We start from the raw sequence: 15,233 nt of genomic DNA on the forward strand, positions 1-15,233 counted from the left end.
GCCGCTCCTACAGGCGACCGCGATCCTTTGTAGGAGCGGCCTTGCGCCGCGAAAGGGGCGCGCAGCGGCCCCCTTGCTGCTGGCCGCGATGCTGGCCGGCTGCACCCTCGGACCGGATTTCCAGAGCCCGTCCAGCGAAGCGCCTCGGGATTGGGCCTCGTTGCAAAGTGAGGCAGCGAGCAGCCAGCCGGTAGCCGAACCGCTGGAACTGCGCTGGTGGGACAGCTTTCACGACGCCCAGCTGAGCGCGTTGATCCAGCAGGTCGCCGAACGCAATCTCGACCTGCAGATGGCCAGCGCCCGCCTGCTGCAAAGCCGCGCCTTGCGCAGCACCGTGGCGGCCGACGAGATGCCTTCGGTGGATGCAAACGCAGGCTACAGCCGGGCGCGTAACAGCGCCGAAGGATTGAACGACCCCTCCGGCAAGGCCGGCAAGTCGGCGTATAACTTGTGGCAAGGCGATCTGGTCGCCGGTTGGGAACTGGACCTGTGGGGGCGTGTGCGCCGTCAAGTCGAGGCCGCCGATGCGACCGTGGCGGTCGCCGAGAACGATCGCCGTGGCGTGCTGCTGGCGCTGCTGTCGGAGACCGCCGGCAACTACATCCAGCTGCGCGCCGTGCAGCACACCCTGGACATCACCCAGGACAACCTCAAGGTTGCCCGGCACAGCCTGAAGCTGTCCGAAGGCCGCCAGGCCGAAGGTGTCGCCACCCGGCTCGACGTCGCCCAGGCCAGCGCCCAGGTGGCGTCGATCGAGGCGCGCCTGCCGACCTTGGAGGCCCGCCGCGACGACCTGATCAATGCCCTGAGCCTGCTTGCCGCCGAACCGCCGCGCAGCTTGCAGTCCCAGCTGCTGCAGGGCGGCGAATTGCCCGCGCCGCAGCAGCGCTTTGCCATCGGCGTGCCGTCGGAGCTGGCCGAGCGCCGTCCGGATATCCGCCAGGCCGAGGCCCGGTTGCATGCGGCCACCGCCAGCATCGGCGTGGCCAAGGCCGATTTCTATCCGAGCATCCGCCTGTCCGGAAGTGTCGGTTTCCAGGCCATGCAGTTGTCCGATTTCGGTGCCTGGGATTCGCGCAGGTTCGCCTTCGGGCCGCAGCTGTCGTTGCCGATCTTCGAGGGCGGACGGCTCAAGGGCCAGTTGGAACTGCGCGAGGCCCAGCAGCAGGAAGCGGCGCTGAACTACCGCAAGGTGGTGCTCGGCGCCTGGCATGAGATCGACGATGTGCTGCGCCTGTACAACGCCAGCCAGTTGCGTCGCGATCACCTGGCCGAGGCGGTGCGGCAGAACCGCATCGCCCTGGAGACCGCGCAGCGCCAGTATGTGGAAGGGGCGGTGGACTTTCTCAACGTGCTGACGGTGCAGTCGGCGTTGCTGGCCAGCGAGGAGCAGTGGATCGACAGCTCGGCGGCGGTGTCGCAGGCGCTGGTGGGGCTGTACAAGGCGCTGGGCGGTGGCTGGCAGGCGTTCGACCAGGCCTGAGCAGCATCGCGGGGCAAGCCCGCTCCCACGGGGGCTTCCAGGTATGCGTGGGAGCGGGCTTGCCCCGCGACGACGTCAGAGCGGTCGCAACAATCCGAAGCGCTTGCGCAATACCCAATCCAGCAGGCGCTGTGGCAACAGCCGGGCCATCAACGGCAGGGCCGTGCTGCCATTGCCGATACGCACCAGTGCAGGCACAGGCGATTTGCGCGTCGCCGCCAGCAACCCCTGGGCGAACACTGCCGCCGACGTCGGTCGATCCTGCGACGCTCGCGCCCGCGCCTGTACCTGTTCGCGCAAGGGCCACCACGGCGAACCGCTCGCCAGTACCTGTTCGGCCTGCTGCTGCGCATTGCTGGCGAACTGCGAGGCGATCGCGCCCGGCTGCACCTCCATGACCCTGATTCCGAAAGGCGCCAGCTCCAGGCGCAGGGCATCGCTCAGCCCGTGCACGGCGGCCTTGGACGCACAATAGGCACCGGCGAAGGGCGTCACCAGCACACCCGACACACTGCCGATGTTCACCACCAGCCCACGGGAACGGCGCAGCAGCGGGAACAGCGCCTGGGTCACGCCGACCAGGGCGAAGACGTTGGTTTCGAACTGCTGGCGCATGGCTGCGACCCCGCCGTCGAGCAGCGGGCCCATGGCGCCGTAGCCGGCGTTGTTGATCAGGATGTCGAGGCTTTGCAGCTCCTCGGCCAGGCGGGCGAGGGCTTCGGCGTCGTTCACGTCCAGTTGCCGGGCATTGAAGCCGGCAGCGGCCAGTTGTTCGACATCCTGTGCCTTGCGGGCGGTGGCCCAGACTTCATGGCCGGCATCGCGGAAGGCGTCGGCCAGGGCGCGGCCGATGCCGCTGGAACAACCGGTGATCAGGACGGTGGGCATGTAAAGGGCCTGTGATCGATAGATGGAATGGGTCGTCTGTGCCGACCTCTTCGCGGGTAAACCCGCTCCCACAGGGATCACCACAACCCTGTGGAAGCGGGTTTACCCGTGAAGAGGCCAGATCGGGCAACGAATCAATTGGCGAATGTACCTTGCAGATGCTCGGCACGAAACTCCAGGGTTTGTGGCCGATAGCCCGAGCGCAGTGGCGGCAATGGCAGGCAATCGCTCCATTCGGCGCCCGGCTGCAATTCGCCGGGGCCACGATAGCGCGGGGCGGCGTAGGTGTTCTCGGCCAGGTTCACGGTATCGCCAGGCGCATAGGCGCCGACGCGCCAGCGCAGTTCGCTGAGCGGGGCCTTGTTGCCGTTCTTCATGCGCACCTGCAGGACGCGGTCGGCGGGGCACTGCTCGGGGGCGTAGGCCAGGCGGATATCGAGGCGGGCCAGTTGCGAGGCTTCGCGGGTGTCCTGCCAGACCACGTAGAGCGCCACCAGCCCCAGGCCACAAACGGCGGCCATGGAAATCGGCAGGGCCTTGGCCGGGTAGCGCAGCAGCAGGACCAGCCAGGTGAGGACGAGCAGGGCGCCGATGATCATGGTGGGGCAGGCCTTGGTGGCGGGGGTTCGATCATCGTAGCGGGAAATGGGTATTGGCTCAAAAGCGGGAGGGCTTTGCCCTCCTTTCGCGGCACAAGGCCGCTCCTACAGAGGGAACGCAACCTCCTGTAGGAGCGGCCTTGTGCCGCGAAGCGGTTCCAACGTTTTACTGCGCGATGGTCTTCACCGAAACCCCACGTTCCACCGGCGTCGAAGTCCGCCCATACACATCCTCGAAGCGCTCGATATCATCCTCGCCCAGGTAGCTCCCGGACTGCACCTCGATGATCTCCAGCGGGATCTTGCCCGGGTTGCGCAGGCGGTGCACCGAGGCGATGGGGATATAGGTCGACTGGTTCTCAGTCAGCAGGAACACATTCTCGTCACACGTCACTTCGGCCGTGCCGGACACCACGATCCAGTGCTCGGCACGGTGATGGTGCATCTGCAGCGACAGGCTGGCGCCCGGCTTGACGGTGATGTGCTTGACCTGGAAGCGCCCGCCCATGTCCACCGAATCGTACGAGCCCCACGGGCGGTACACCTCCAGGTGGTTCTGGGTTTCCGTGCGGCCCTGGGCGTCGAGGGTGTTGACCAGCTGCTTGACCCCCTGAACCTTGTCCTTGTGGGCGATCATCATGGCGTCCTTGGTCTCGACCACCACGATGTTCTCAAGGCCAATCACCGACACCAGCTTGCCGTTGCCGTGGATCATGCAGTTGCGGCTGTCCTGCACCACCACGTCGCCCTTGGTGACGTTGCCGTCGGCGTCCTTCTCGTGCACGTCCCACAGCGACGACCAGCAGCCGACGTCGCTCCAGCCGGCCGACAGCGGCACCACGCAGGCGCGCTGGGTCTTCTCCATCACCGCGTAGTCGATGGAGTTGTCCGGGCAGCAGGCGAAGGTGGCTTCGTCGATGCTCAGCGCATCGGCGTCCTCCTGGCTGCGCTCCAGGGCCAGCAGGCAGGTGTCGTAGATGTCCGGGTCGTGCTTTTTCAGCTCTTCGAGGAAGCGGCTGGCGCGGAACAGGAACATGCCGCTGTTCCAGAAGTAGCCGCCGGCGCGGACAAACTCGTTGGCGCGTTTCTCGTCGGGCTTCTCGACGAACTGCGCGACCCGCGCCACGCCCTCGGGCAGCAGCGCGTCCTGGCTGGAGCGGATATAGCCGTAGCCGGTCTCGGGTTTGGTCGCCGGCACGCCGAACAGCACCATCTCGCCGCGTTCGGCGGCCACGGTGGCCAGGGCCAGGGCGCGCTGCAGGGCCTTCTGGTCCTCGATCACATGGTCGGCCGGCAGTACCAGCATCAGCTCGTCACGGCCTTCGTTGACCAGTTTCATTGCGGTCATGGCCACCGCCGGCGCGGTGTTGCGGCCGAACGGCTCCATGAGGATGGCCTGGGTTTCCAGCTTCAGCGCGTTCAGCTGCTCCTGGACGATGAACTTGTGGTCCTTGTTGCAGACCACGATGGGGGTGTCCATGCCGTCGAACACCAGGCGCTGGATGGTCTGCTGGAACAGCGTATGTTCGCCGGTCAGGGCCAGGAACTGCTTGGGGAACTGCTTGCGCGACAGAGGCCACAGACGCGAACCGCTACCGCCAGAAAGAATTACCGGGATCATGATGTTTCTCCAATAAGGTCGTAAGGGGCAGGAATCAGTTGGTGGCTACGGGACGGGTGACCCACACCGGCGACAGGCTGCTGCCGCTGCCGGTGACGTAGAGCACGGCGGCTTCGCCGCGCGCCAGGGCGACGGGTTTGACGTCGCCGACTTTCTTGTCGCCTTGATACAGGGCCAGGTTGACCTTGACCGGATTGATCTCGCGCTCGCCACGGCCCTTGGCGGCCACGGGGCTGACCACTTCGGTCTTGCCATCGGCGGTCTTCAGGGTCAGCGACTGGTCGCTGAGGTTCTGTACCCGCACCAGGGCCTTCTGCTTGTTCTTGAACGGCGGTTCCTCGATCAGCTGAGGGTTGCCGCTGGCGCTGTTGACCAGGGTGTAGTACTTGTCGGCGGCGAGTTTCACCGGGACGCTCTTGCCGCCTACCTGGGCGGTGTAGTCACCGCCGGGCAGGAAGCTGAAGTCGCTGCTGGCCTGGGCGCCGACCTGCTTGATCTGGGTGTTGCCGACCGACGCGGCGGCGGGGCTGCCGGCGGCGTTGTACAGGCGCACGAAGGTCGAGCCCTTCGGCGCGCTTGGGCCATAGAGGGCGGCATCGGCGCCGGCGAAGGCCTGCAGCGAGGCCAGGGACAGGCCGGCGGCGAGGGTGAGGGCTTTGGCAATGGAAGTCTTGGTGGTCATGTGCGTATTCCTCTCTATCTTCAGTGGTCCGTCCGATTGGACGACAGGGCCAGGTTTTCTTCGGATTGACGGGAGTTCTTCAGCTGCGCGATCCACTGCGGATCGAAAGCGCTGAGGTCGTTCTTCATTGGCAGATACCGTTCGGGGAATTCCCACACCACGACCTGTGGCGGGGCGTTCTTGAAAGCGTCGCTTTGCAGGTACTTGAGCATCGGCAGCAGCGGGCCATGGCCGTCCTCGGCGTAATTGGCGACGTCGCTGCGCAACGCCTGCTGCAGGGCGCCGAGGAAGTTCCAGTGCGGGTTGGCGCTGTAGCTGGTGCCCACCAGCGCCACCGGGATCCGGTTGTCGGCGAACAGCGCGTCATCGCCTTCGGCCTGCACCGGGTGAGTCTTGCGCTGCTGCAGGTTGTCCGGGGACGGCAACAGGTTGCTGAACAGCGGGTCCAGCGGCAGGAAGTTGGTCAGGTCGCCCTTGTACGGCGCGGTGGCGCCGGCCTCGGTGATGAACGCCTGGGGTTCGCTGTCGAGCAGGTTCTGGCGGCTGACTGCCTCGGCGATGGACTGCGCGACCACCTCGGCGCCCATCGGCGTCCAGTGAGTGTCGGTACGCAGGAACACCTGGCCGCGGGCCTTGGCCTGCTCCAGCGGCGCCAGCAGGTCGGGGGCGAACACATTGGCCTGGCGCGCCTGGGCGTGGAAGCGGTTGAACAGCTCGTCGTGCAGGCTGGCCGGCGTCTCCTTGCCGATGTACTCGGCGTACAGGCGCGCCTTGGCCGGCACGATCGCCAGCACCAGCTGGCTGCCGTGGCGTTGCAGGGCGTCGCGGATGCCGCGCACCAACGCCAGGTTGTCCTGCATCAGCTGCTCGGCGCCGGCGGTGGGCTTGAACTCCTCGTCGCTGAACAGCCACTGGTCGCGGCCCAGCACCACGCCGGGACGGCCTTCGTTGAACAGCTTGAAGTCCAGCGCGGCCCACAGGTTGGTGCCCAGACGCTTGATCGGGAACTGCTCGTCGTAGTGGGTCTCGGCGGCCTTGGCCAGCTTGCCGTCGAGCAAGGTCATCTGCCCTGTGCGGTTGAAGCTTTCCAGCCCGCCGAGCGAGGCCACGCCCAGGCCGACCAGCAGGCCCATGAACGACAGCGAATAGGTGATGCGAAGTGTCCGGTTCATGATCGGGGCCTCAGAACTGGAAGTAGAGGAACGGTGAGTAGCTCTGCGCCGAGAGCTTGAGCACCGAGGCGGTGAACAGCAGCAGGACCAGGGCGCGGGTCATGATCCGCGTCCAGTCCAGGCCTACCGAGCCGTCGGCGTTGACCTGCACCGGGGTGGCCTTGGGTGCTGGCGTTGCGTTGCGGTAGAAGTCGCGCAGGCCGAAGAACGCCAGGGTCAGGTAGGCGACGATCAGCGTGGCCACCTGCAGGCCGGTGAGGTTGGCGCGGTTGAGCTCCGACAGCTGCCAGTCGCCGAAGCTGAACATGGCGCCGTACATGCGTGCCGCCACGTGCAGGTTCTCGGCGCGGAAGATCACCCAGCCGACCACCACCAGCAGGAACGTGAAGGCCCATTTCACCGGGTTGAAACGCTGCGGGTTGGTGTCCAGGCCCAACGCCCGCTCGATCGCCAGCCACATGCCGTGCCAGGCGCCCCAGATGATGTAGGTGAAGTTGGCGCCGTGCCACAGCCCGCCCAGCAGCATGGTCAGGAACAGGTTGCGGTAGGTGTTGAAGGTGCCTTTGCGGTTGCCGCCCAGGGTGATGTACAGGTAGTCGCGCAGCCAGGTCGACAGGCTGATGTGCCAGCGCCGCCAGAACTCGGTGATCGACTGGCTGATGTAGGGCTGCTTGAAGTTCTCCATGAAGCGAAAGCCCATCATCAGGCCCAGGCCGATGGCCATGTCGCTGTAGCCGGAGAAGTCGAAGTACAGCTGCGCGGTGTAGGCCAGGGCGCCGAGCCAGGCGTCACCGGTGGTGGGGTTCTCCAGGGCGAAGCAGTGATCGGCGACCACCGCCAGGGTGTCGGCGATGAACACTTTCTTGATGAAGCCCTGCATGAAGCGGGTGCAGCCTTCGGAGAACTTGTCCAGGGTGTGGGTGCGGTTGTTGAACTGGTCGACCAGGTCCTTGAAGCGCAGCACGGGGCCGGCGATCAGGTGCGGGAAGATCGCCACGAAGGCGGCGAAGTCGATCAGGTTGCGGGTGGCCGGGGTGTCGCCGCGGTACACGTCGATGATGTAGCTGATCGACTCGAAGATGTAGAACGAGATGCCGATCGGCAGCAGCACGTGGGTGAGGATGAACGGCTCCAGCCCCATCGAGGTCATGATCGCGTTGAGGCTGTCGACGCCGAAGTTGGCGTACTTGAAGTAGCCGAGGATGCACAGGTCGACACCCACGCCGAGCAGCAGCCAGCGCTGCGCGGGCTTGGTGCGCACGCCGGCGGCGCCGACCTTCAGGCCGATCCAGTAGTTCCACAGGGTGACCCCGGCGAACAGGGCGAGGAAGTCCACCCGCCACCAGGCGTAGAAGATGTAGCTGGCAACCAGCAGCAGCAGGTTGCGATAGCGGTTCCCGCTCACGTAGTACAAGCCGAGGAAAACCGGCAGGAACAGGAACAGGAACACGTTGGACGAGAAGACCATCCCGGTTCTCCTTGTTGTTCACAGCATCCGGGGCACAGCGCCCCCCAAACCCCCCACCAAAAAAGTGGGAGATACCTAGGTCCCTGTGGGAGCGGGTTTACCCGCGAAGAGGCCGGCACAGGCACCGCACATGGCAGGTCTGGCCCTTTCGCGGGTAAACCCGCTCCCACAGGGTTGTCTATTTCTTCAAAGCAGCGCCCGGGTCATAGACCCGCGTCACATCCCCACCCAGCCTGAAACTGTTGAACGGCTGCATGTCGTGCTTGCGCGCCAAGGTGTCGCCAACGCACTGGTACAGTGCGCACCACGGCTCGAGCCAGGCGTACTTGCTGTCGATCTTCAAATCCTTCAGGTCCTGCTTCACGCCGGCGCGGGTGTTGAAATGAACAGGATCGCGGGCACCGGCCAGCACGCCTTCGCCGAGGCGTTGCAGGGCGAAGTTGTTTTCCTTGCGCAGGTCCACGCCGTTGGCCTGGGCGAAGCTGGCGATCATCGCCAGCGGCGGCAGGGCGTAGTTGTGGTAGGCCAGGGCACGCTGGCGGCGCTTGAGCTCGTTGGGCAAAAAGCCCTGCTCATCGACCTGGTTGGCGCCGACCTTGTATTCCTTCACCGCCCAGTCGAAGAGGTCCTGGCGGTCGGTGGCCACCGCGGTGGCCATCACCGACCAGGCCGCCCAGTAGCTGTGGTTGTTGATCTTCTCCAGCGGCAGGTCGCTCCAGTCACGCACGGTCTGCCGGGCCAGGCGCACGAACCATTTCTCGATCTGCTCGGCCTCGGCCCGGTGCGCCGCCAGTGGCTGCGAGTTGGAGAACTTCAGGCGCAGCCACGACCCGCTCATGCTGCCCAGCGCCCATTTGCGCATGGACTTGCCGGTGTGGTTGTAATCGGTGGACATCAGCGCATCGGCGCGCGCCCAGGTGTCGAGCCAGGTCAGTGCGCAGTCCAGTTGCGCCGGGCGGCCATCGCGCATGTACTGGCCGACCATCTTGCTCACGCCCTTCTCGAGGGTGGTGATGTCCTCGGTGGATTTGCGAAAGGCTTTTTCCGAGGCGGCATTGAGCGTCGCCCGGGCCTTGTCCGAGCCTTCGTACTTGCTGCGGAACACCAGCGCGCCGGTATAGGGCTTGGGTGCGGCCTCACAGCGGAAATTGCCGTCGCCGGTCTTGAGTTTCTCGATGCCCTCGTAGTAACCCTGGGGCGGTACCAGCGCGGCCTGCGCCGCACCGCCGAACAGGGCGAGGGCGAGCAAAGCGGGTGCGGTCTTGCGGTGGATGGAAGTCATGCTTGCCTCACTGGCCGGCCTGCGCGGTGTGCTGCGCGGGGCTGGCGAAGTTGTTGCGTTTGCAGAGTTTGGCTTCGACTTTCTGCGTGCCGCTTTCCGGCCCCTGGACCTCCAGGGCGAGCAGGTTCTGGCCTGCCCAGTCTTCGTCCTCGCGCATCTGGAAGACGAAGCGTCCATCGGTGTCGGAGGTCTCGGGCTTCTCGATCTTGATGTCCTCGTGGCGGCCGTTGAGGTACCACAGAGTGGCCTGCAGCACTTTCACCGAGGTGTCCTCGAACTTGATGTCGAGCTGGTGGTTGCGGTTGACCAGGTCCTTGATCACGCCATTCTTGCCGTTGACCATCAGCTCGTTCTTGCCGGGCTTGAGGGTGGCGCTGGCGCTCATCTGCGCGGGACGGTCGTCGCAGCCGTCGTCGAGCAGGCCGAGGATCTGCCGCCAGATGGTTTCCTGGTCCAGGCGGTAGAGCGGGGAGAACTCCCAGACCAGGATCTTCGGCGGGTTGTTCTGGAACTCCTCGCTGCCCAGGTACTGGATCATCGAACCTTCCAGACCGCCCCCGGGGAAGGCGACGTTGAGCACATCGGCGCCAATGTACTGCTCGAGGAAGCCCGAGAAGTTGTAGTTCTTGCCGCTGTGGCTGGTGCCCACCAAGGTGATCTGCGCGTTGCCCGAATCACCGAACAGGTCGTCGCCGCCGCTGGCGCCGCCCTTGGGCTCGGTGGCGAACTGGTCCATGTACTGCACCGCGTAGCTGGTGCCGCACAGCTGGCCGGCGACGTTGTGCAGGGTGCCGGTCTTGCCCATGCGTCCGGACTTCCTGGTCTCGAATTCCTTGCGCGGGATGCCTTCGAAGGCCGGCATCTGGTGCACGGTGTCGGCGACGATTTTCGCCGCGCGCTCGGCGCCGTAGGGCGTCCAGTGCTGGTCGCCGCGGAAGTAGAAGTCCTTGCCCTGGTCGGCCGCGGCCAATTGCTCGTTGGTCAGCGGCGACAGGTCGGGCACGTTGTAGCCCATCTTGGCGAAGCGCTGGAGCATGGCCTGGTAGTTGCGCAGTGCCTTCTGGTAATCGAAGGCGGCCTTTTCCTCGGGGTTGAGCATGTTGCGGTTCACCAGGCCGCGAGTCGGCTGGTACACCACCACCAGCTCGACGCCGCGCTTCTTGAACGCGTCGTGCACCTGCTGCAGGCGCTTGTAGCCGCCCGGGGTGGTGTCGAATTCGGTGCGCAGGTCTTCGCGGGTACGGAACAGCCAGTCGCCCTGGGCCTGCACCAGAGTGGTGAAGTTCTGCTGGTAGCGCGTGGTGTAGCGGCTGGCGTCGTGGGCTTCGGGGCACAGCTGGCAGCAGGGCTCGGCGCTGAAGGTCGGCGCCTTGACCTCGTCGGCGCGCACGCCCTGGCTGATGGCCAGGAGGGCGGCGGACAGGCCCAGCAGTTTCATCAGGTGTGGAGTCATGGTCTGGGCTTCCTTAGTCGATCATTTCGGTCTGGCGTTCGACCGGGTCGATCAGCACGGCCTTCTGCTGGCGCACCAGCAGGTCGAGGATTTCGTCCTGGCGCTCGCCGAGCACGCCGTTGAAGCTGATGCCGTTGGCCTTGCGCGGCATCAGCATCGACACCTTGTACAGCTCCACCGACAGGGGCGAATCGATCGACAGCGGGCCGGAGCCGTTGGCCGCCAGCTCGCCGCCGACCACGATCAGCGACACCTTGGTGTCGAACGGGTCGAGGGCGATGTCGCGGTCGGTGTCGGAGAGGTCCTTGATGTGTCCGTACACGCCCACCAGACCGTTGGCCATGGCGACGTTCTCGTACAGGCGGATGTTCACGCTGTTGCGCACGCGGATGCCGTGGCGGCGGTTGTTGATCAGCTTGTTGCCCCAGATCAGGTTGTCGCCGCTCTCGTACAGGGTGATGCCGTCGGTATGGTTGCGGTAGATCTCGTTGTAGGCGATCAGGTTGTTGACGCTGTTGCGGTCGATCACCACGCCCGAGAGCTTGTTGTCGTAGCTCTTGTTGTTGATGATCCAGCTGTCGTTGACCTCGCGCGAAACGATGATCCCGTGCTTCTTCTTGGTGCCGTACACGGTGTTGCCGGCGATGATCAGGCGGTGCGAACGGTCGTGGGGGTCGATGCCGTAGACGATGTTGTCGCGGTAGGTCGAGTCCTTGATCACGAAGTCCTGGGTCTCGTAGCAGTAGAAGCCGTACCACATGTCGCTGAACTCGGAGCCGATGATCCAGCCGGTGGGTTCCGGGCGGCCCATCTGCTTGGCCATGTTCGGCGTGTACTGCGAGATGCTCACGCCGTACGACTTGGACTTGGCGTAGCCGAAGCTGGCCATCTTGCTGTTGACGATATAGGTCTCGGTGCCGCCCCAGCTGAGCAGGAACGGGCGGAATTCATCGGGCTTGCGGAAGGTTGCCGGGCCGTTGGCCTGCTCGCGCCAGCCGGTCACCCGGGTATCGCTGACGAACAGCTTGCCGTCGTTGACGATGAACGAGCCGGCCTCTTCGGACAGGCGCAGCTCCTTGACCTTGCCGTCGATCTCCAGCACGCCCTTGCGCCCGACCACGATCGGCAGGCGGGCGAGGTAGACCCCCGGCGCGGTCTCGCGCAGGTACTGGTCGGGCACCTTTTTGCTCAGTTCCACCAGGTCGACATGCCCGTCATCGACGAAGATCGCCTGGGGAATGCCGTGCTGGCGCCGCACCCACTCGGCGCCCTTATTGTCGCCGCCGATGAACTCCTTGAGGGTGTCCTCCTGGAGCATGCGGCGCACGCTGACCTTGCCCTTGTGGCGGCGGTCGATCTTCTTCTGCACGGCTTCGGCGGTGTAGCCGGAGAGGTCGGGTAGCTTGGGCGGGTCCATCAGCAGTGGCTCGATCGGCGCACTGGCAACGGTGTAGGTCTTGGCCTGTTGCAGCCCCTTGGCCATTTCCGGCTCGGCGGCCTGGGCCAGGCCTGCGGCCAGCAGCAGGGCGCTGGCCAGCAGGCTGTGGCGAAGGTTCGGGTGCAGGTTCATGTCAAATCCTCTCCCGGCCTCAGTAGCGCCAGATCACGTCGACGAAGGCGCGGTGCATGTACGAGTCGGCCTCTTTGCCATAGGCGTCGCCCGGCTTGAACACGCCGGCGCGCAGGCGCACCAGGGCCGACGGCTCGTCGATCGACTGGCTGATCGAGGCCGGCAGCAGGCCTTGCTTGAAGTACTTGGTGACGACCACGTCCATCTCCTGGCCGAGGTCTTTCTCACCCTGCACCAGCGGACGGTTGATGCCGCCGTCGTCGACCACCGCGTTGATGCCACTGGAGCCGATGTTCTGCTTGCCGTCGACGCGCCAGAACTTGTGGTAGATGAAGCTGGCGTCGTAGTCGTCGCGCAGCTGCCAGGAGGCGAACAGGGTGGCGGCCTGCAGGTTGCCCAGCTCGCCGCGGAACGCTTCGCCGAAGCGGTGCACCCGCGAGCGGGTGCCGGTGAAGTTGGAGCGGTTGCTCTCAAGGCCGGTCTGCTCGAAGTTGTTCGAACCGTCGCTGCCGCCACCGCCGCTGCCCCGGGCATAGGCCGCGCCGACCTGCCATTGCGGGTCCAGGCGCAGGCGGATGCCGAGGTCGGTGGCCCAGGCGTTGACGTCGCCGCTCTGCTTGCCGGTGGCGACCTGGTCGTTGCCCACCGCCTGGCTGCTGAGGGTGTCGCGATCGCCGGTCAGCCAGGTGACGCTGCCCCAGTAGTTGACGGTGTGGTCGTTGCGCCAGTTGTAGGCATCGCTGTTGGCCTCCAGGCCCAGCCAGGTGAGATCGCCCGTGCGAGTCTTGTCGAGGGCGTCGACGGTTTCGCCTGGGCTTTTCAGGCTGCCGCCGTCATGAGTGTGGTGGGCGCGCAGGCCGACCCAGTGGCCGGGTGTCCACTGCGTGGCGACGTTGCCATAGACGTGGGTGCGGTCCTTGTCCTCCGGGGCCAGCTCGGTGAGGTCGGTGCGGTATTCGCTGAAGCGCTGGGCCACGCCCAGGTCGGCCTTGAGCAGGGTGGTGTCGAAGGTCCAGTTCAGCGCCTCGATGTTGGTGTCGCGCCACATGCCGTCGTCGCTGCGCAGGCGCTGGCGGCCGAAGCGCAGCTGCTCGCCGGGGTAGGGGGTCAGGCCGCTGTAGCCGATCCAGAACTCGCGCATGGCCAGGTAGCTCTTGTCCGGCTTGCGGCTGTCGTCGCCGTTGTCGCTGGTGGTGCCGTCGTCGTTCTGGCGCAGAGTGTCGGTCTCGATGATGTCGGTGGCGGCCACCGCCTGGCCCATGGCGAAGGCGCTCCAGTGGCCGCGCTCACCGTACACCCAGGGTCGCAGGTCCAGGCCCAGGCCGTTGACGTCGCCGCCGGAGCGGGTGCCCAGGTCGCGGTCGTCCTCGGACTGGCCGGTGATCTTCACGTCGAGGCCGAAGTTCTTCTGCGCGGTTTCCGCCGCCAGGGTCGGCATCGACCACAGCAGGGCGAAGCCCAGGCCGATGCCGGCTTTCACGAAGGGGTTGAGCGTCATAGCGAATCCTCGGCGTCTACGTCGTCTTTCTCGTCCTGCAGTGCTTCGATGGCCAGGGTGCTGTTGGCGCCCTGGGTCATGCTGCCGCGTGCCCGCTTCTCCTGCGCCAGCAGGTCCTGCGCCTGGTTGCGCTGGTCGGGCGTGAGCTGCTGGTCGAGCTGTTGCAGCAGTTCGGTCGACTGCGGGGTCGGGTTGACCTGTGACAGCTGGGCGAACACCCAGGCATTGGTCGGTGCCGGGCGGATGCCGTGGCCTTCGCTGAACAGCTGGGCCAGGGCGTAGTCGGCGCTGTTCTGGCCGCCGCGGGCGGCGGCGAGCAGGTGGTCCACGGCTTTCTGCGGCTCGACCTGGCCCAGGTAGCCACGGCGGTAGAGCTGGCCGAGGTAGTAGTCGGCGCTGACCTCGCCGGCGTCGGCGGCGGCCTGCAGGTGCTCCTGGGCCTTCTGCGCGTCGGCGGGCACGGTCTTGCCTTCGTAGTAGAGGCGGCCCAGCAGCAGTTCGGCGCGGGGTTGCTCGGCCTCGCGGCCCTTGTCGATGTAGGCCATCAACTGGTCGGTGTCGCCCAGCTCGGGGAAGTCGTAGAGCAGTTGCGCCAGGCTCACCCACGAGGCCGGGTTGGCCGGGGCGATGTGCTCGAGCAGGTCCTTGGCGGTCTTCTCGTCGGTCTGGCCGAGGCTGCGGTCGGCCAGCACCCGGGCGACGCTGTCGACCCGGGTGGCCGGCACGGCGCCACGGGCATGGGCGGCTTTCAGTTGTTCGAGCAGGGCGGCCTGCTGGTCGGGCTGGGCGCGTTTCTGGTAGACGGTGGCCAGCTCGACGTAGCAGATGTCGGTGCTGGTCAGTGCCGCCTTGCAGATCTTCTCCACATCGCCCAGGTGCTGGTCGTAGGTGCCCTCGGTGCGGTACAGCAGGACCTGGGCAAGGCCCGCCTCGGGGTTGCCGGCGGCGCGCCACTGGTCGATCTGCTGCTGGGCGTTGACCTTGGGGAAGCTCTGCGGGTACTGCAGGTAGAGCATCGCCAGCGGGATCAGGGTGTTGCTTTCGCCCTGTTGTGCGGCGTGCTTGAGCAGGGTTTCGGCCTCCTCGCGTTCGGCCTGGGTGCTGTCGGGCTTGGCCACCAGCAGGCGGCCGAGACGCGCCTGGGCACGGGGCGAGGTGGCGGCGGCGGCGCGGTAGGTGGCTTCGGCCTCCTTGAGTTTCGCCGGGTCGCGGGTGGCGACCTGGATATCGGCCAGGCCTACCTGGGCATCGCTGTAGCCGAGGTCGGCCAGGGCCTTGTAGTTGCGCTCGGCGGTGGCGGTGTCGCCGCGCTTGAGCGCTTCATTGGCCAGGCGCTGGTCGGGCAGGCCGGCGCAGCCGGCCAGGGTGATGGCGGCGGCCAGGGCGCACCATGCCAATGGGCGGGCGCTGCGCACCCGATCGCGGGGCAAGCCCGCTCCTACAGGGTGCGGCGCGGTCCCTGTAGGAGCGGCCTTGTGCCGCGATCCAGGCGACGCCACTCCAGCAGGAGAAAAACC

12 protein-coding genes are annotated in these 15,233 nt (G+C 66.1%); 1 reads left to right on the forward strand and 11 read right to left on the reverse strand.

Going from position 1 to position 15,233, the window contains the following annotated elements:
* Window positions 1-73 precede the first annotated feature (73 nt).
* Window positions 74-1,483: an efflux transporter outer membrane subunit gene (locus tag POF53_RS10380; protein WP_498967585.1), complete on the forward strand. Its 1,410-nt coding sequence runs from the start codon at window positions 74-76 to the stop codon at window positions 1,481-1,483.
* Window positions 1,484-1,558: 75 nt separating this feature from the next.
* Here the strand turns inward: POF53_RS10380 and POF53_RS10385 are convergent, their stop codons facing one another.
* From POF53_RS10385 to algK, 11 genes are all read right to left on the reverse strand, one after another.
* A complete protein-coding gene (locus tag POF53_RS10385) occupies window positions 1,559-2,371 on the reverse strand; it encodes an SDR family oxidoreductase (RefSeq protein ID WP_203650642.1) in 813 nt (270 codons plus the stop codon).
* Between the two features lie 134 nt (window positions 2,372-2,505).
* Window positions 2,506-2,970, reverse strand: coding sequence for a multidrug transporter (locus POF53_RS10390; protein ID WP_203650644.1), 465 nt, complete (start codon window positions 2,968-2,970; stop codon window positions 2,506-2,508).
* A gap of 166 nt (window positions 2,971-3,136) precedes the next feature.
* A complete protein-coding gene (locus tag POF53_RS10395) occupies window positions 3,137-4,591 on the reverse strand; it encodes a mannose-1-phosphate guanylyltransferase/mannose-6-phosphate isomerase (protein ID WP_203650646.1) in 1,455 nt (484 codons plus the stop codon).
* Window positions 4,592-4,625: 34 nt separating this feature from the next.
* A complete protein-coding gene (locus POF53_RS10400) occupies window positions 4,626-5,273 on the reverse strand; it encodes an alginate O-acetyltransferase AlgF (RefSeq protein ID WP_203650648.1) in 648 nt (215 codons plus the stop codon).
* 20 nt (window positions 5,274-5,293) lie between these two features.
* Window positions 5,294-6,445: an alginate O-acetyltransferase gene (locus tag POF53_RS10405; protein ID WP_203650650.1), complete on the reverse strand. Its 1,152-nt coding sequence runs from the start codon at window positions 6,443-6,445 to the stop codon at window positions 5,294-5,296.
* Window positions 6,446-6,455: 10 nt separating this feature from the next.
* Window positions 6,456-7,913 carry an MBOAT family O-acyltransferase gene (locus POF53_RS10410; RefSeq protein WP_232855685.1) on the reverse strand — a complete coding sequence of 486 codons (1,458 nt, stop codon included), beginning with the start codon at window positions 7,911-7,913 and terminating at the stop codon, window positions 6,456-6,458.
* Window positions 7,914-8,091: 178 nt separating this feature from the next.
* Entirely contained in the window at window positions 8,092-9,195 is a 1,104-nt protein-coding gene (locus POF53_RS10415) for a mannuronate-specific alginate lyase (RefSeq protein ID WP_475859599.1), read from the reverse strand.
* Window positions 9,196-9,202: 7 nt separating this feature from the next.
* A complete protein-coding gene (locus tag POF53_RS10420; RefSeq protein ID WP_203650669.1) occupies window positions 9,203-10,648 on the reverse strand; it encodes an alginate O-acetyltransferase in 1,446 nt (481 codons plus the stop codon).
* A gap of 13 nt (window positions 10,649-10,661) precedes the next feature.
* Complete coding sequence (gene algG, locus POF53_RS10425; RefSeq protein WP_186712910.1) at window positions 10,662-12,218, reverse strand: mannuronan 5-epimerase AlgG; 1,557 nt, start codon at window positions 12,216-12,218, stop codon at window positions 10,662-10,664.
* Between the two features lie 19 nt (window positions 12,219-12,237).
* Window positions 12,238-13,716, reverse strand: a complete 1,479-nt coding sequence (locus tag POF53_RS10430; RefSeq protein ID WP_203650671.1) for an alginate export family protein — start codon at window positions 13,714-13,716, stop codon at window positions 12,238-12,240.
* Window positions 13,713-15,146: an alginate biosynthesis TPR repeat lipoprotein AlgK gene (gene algK / locus POF53_RS10435; RefSeq protein WP_498967591.1), complete on the reverse strand. Its 1,434-nt coding sequence runs from the start codon at window positions 15,144-15,146 to the stop codon at window positions 13,713-13,715. The genes POF53_RS10430 and algK overlap by 4 nt, the downstream gene beginning before the upstream one ends.
* Window positions 15,147-15,233: the final 87 nt, after the last annotated feature.

This window comes from Mitsuaria sp. RG (assembly GCF_028369275.1).
GTDB lineage: Bacteria > Pseudomonadota > Gammaproteobacteria > Pseudomonadales > Pseudomonadaceae > Aquipseudomonas > Aquipseudomonas peradeniyensis.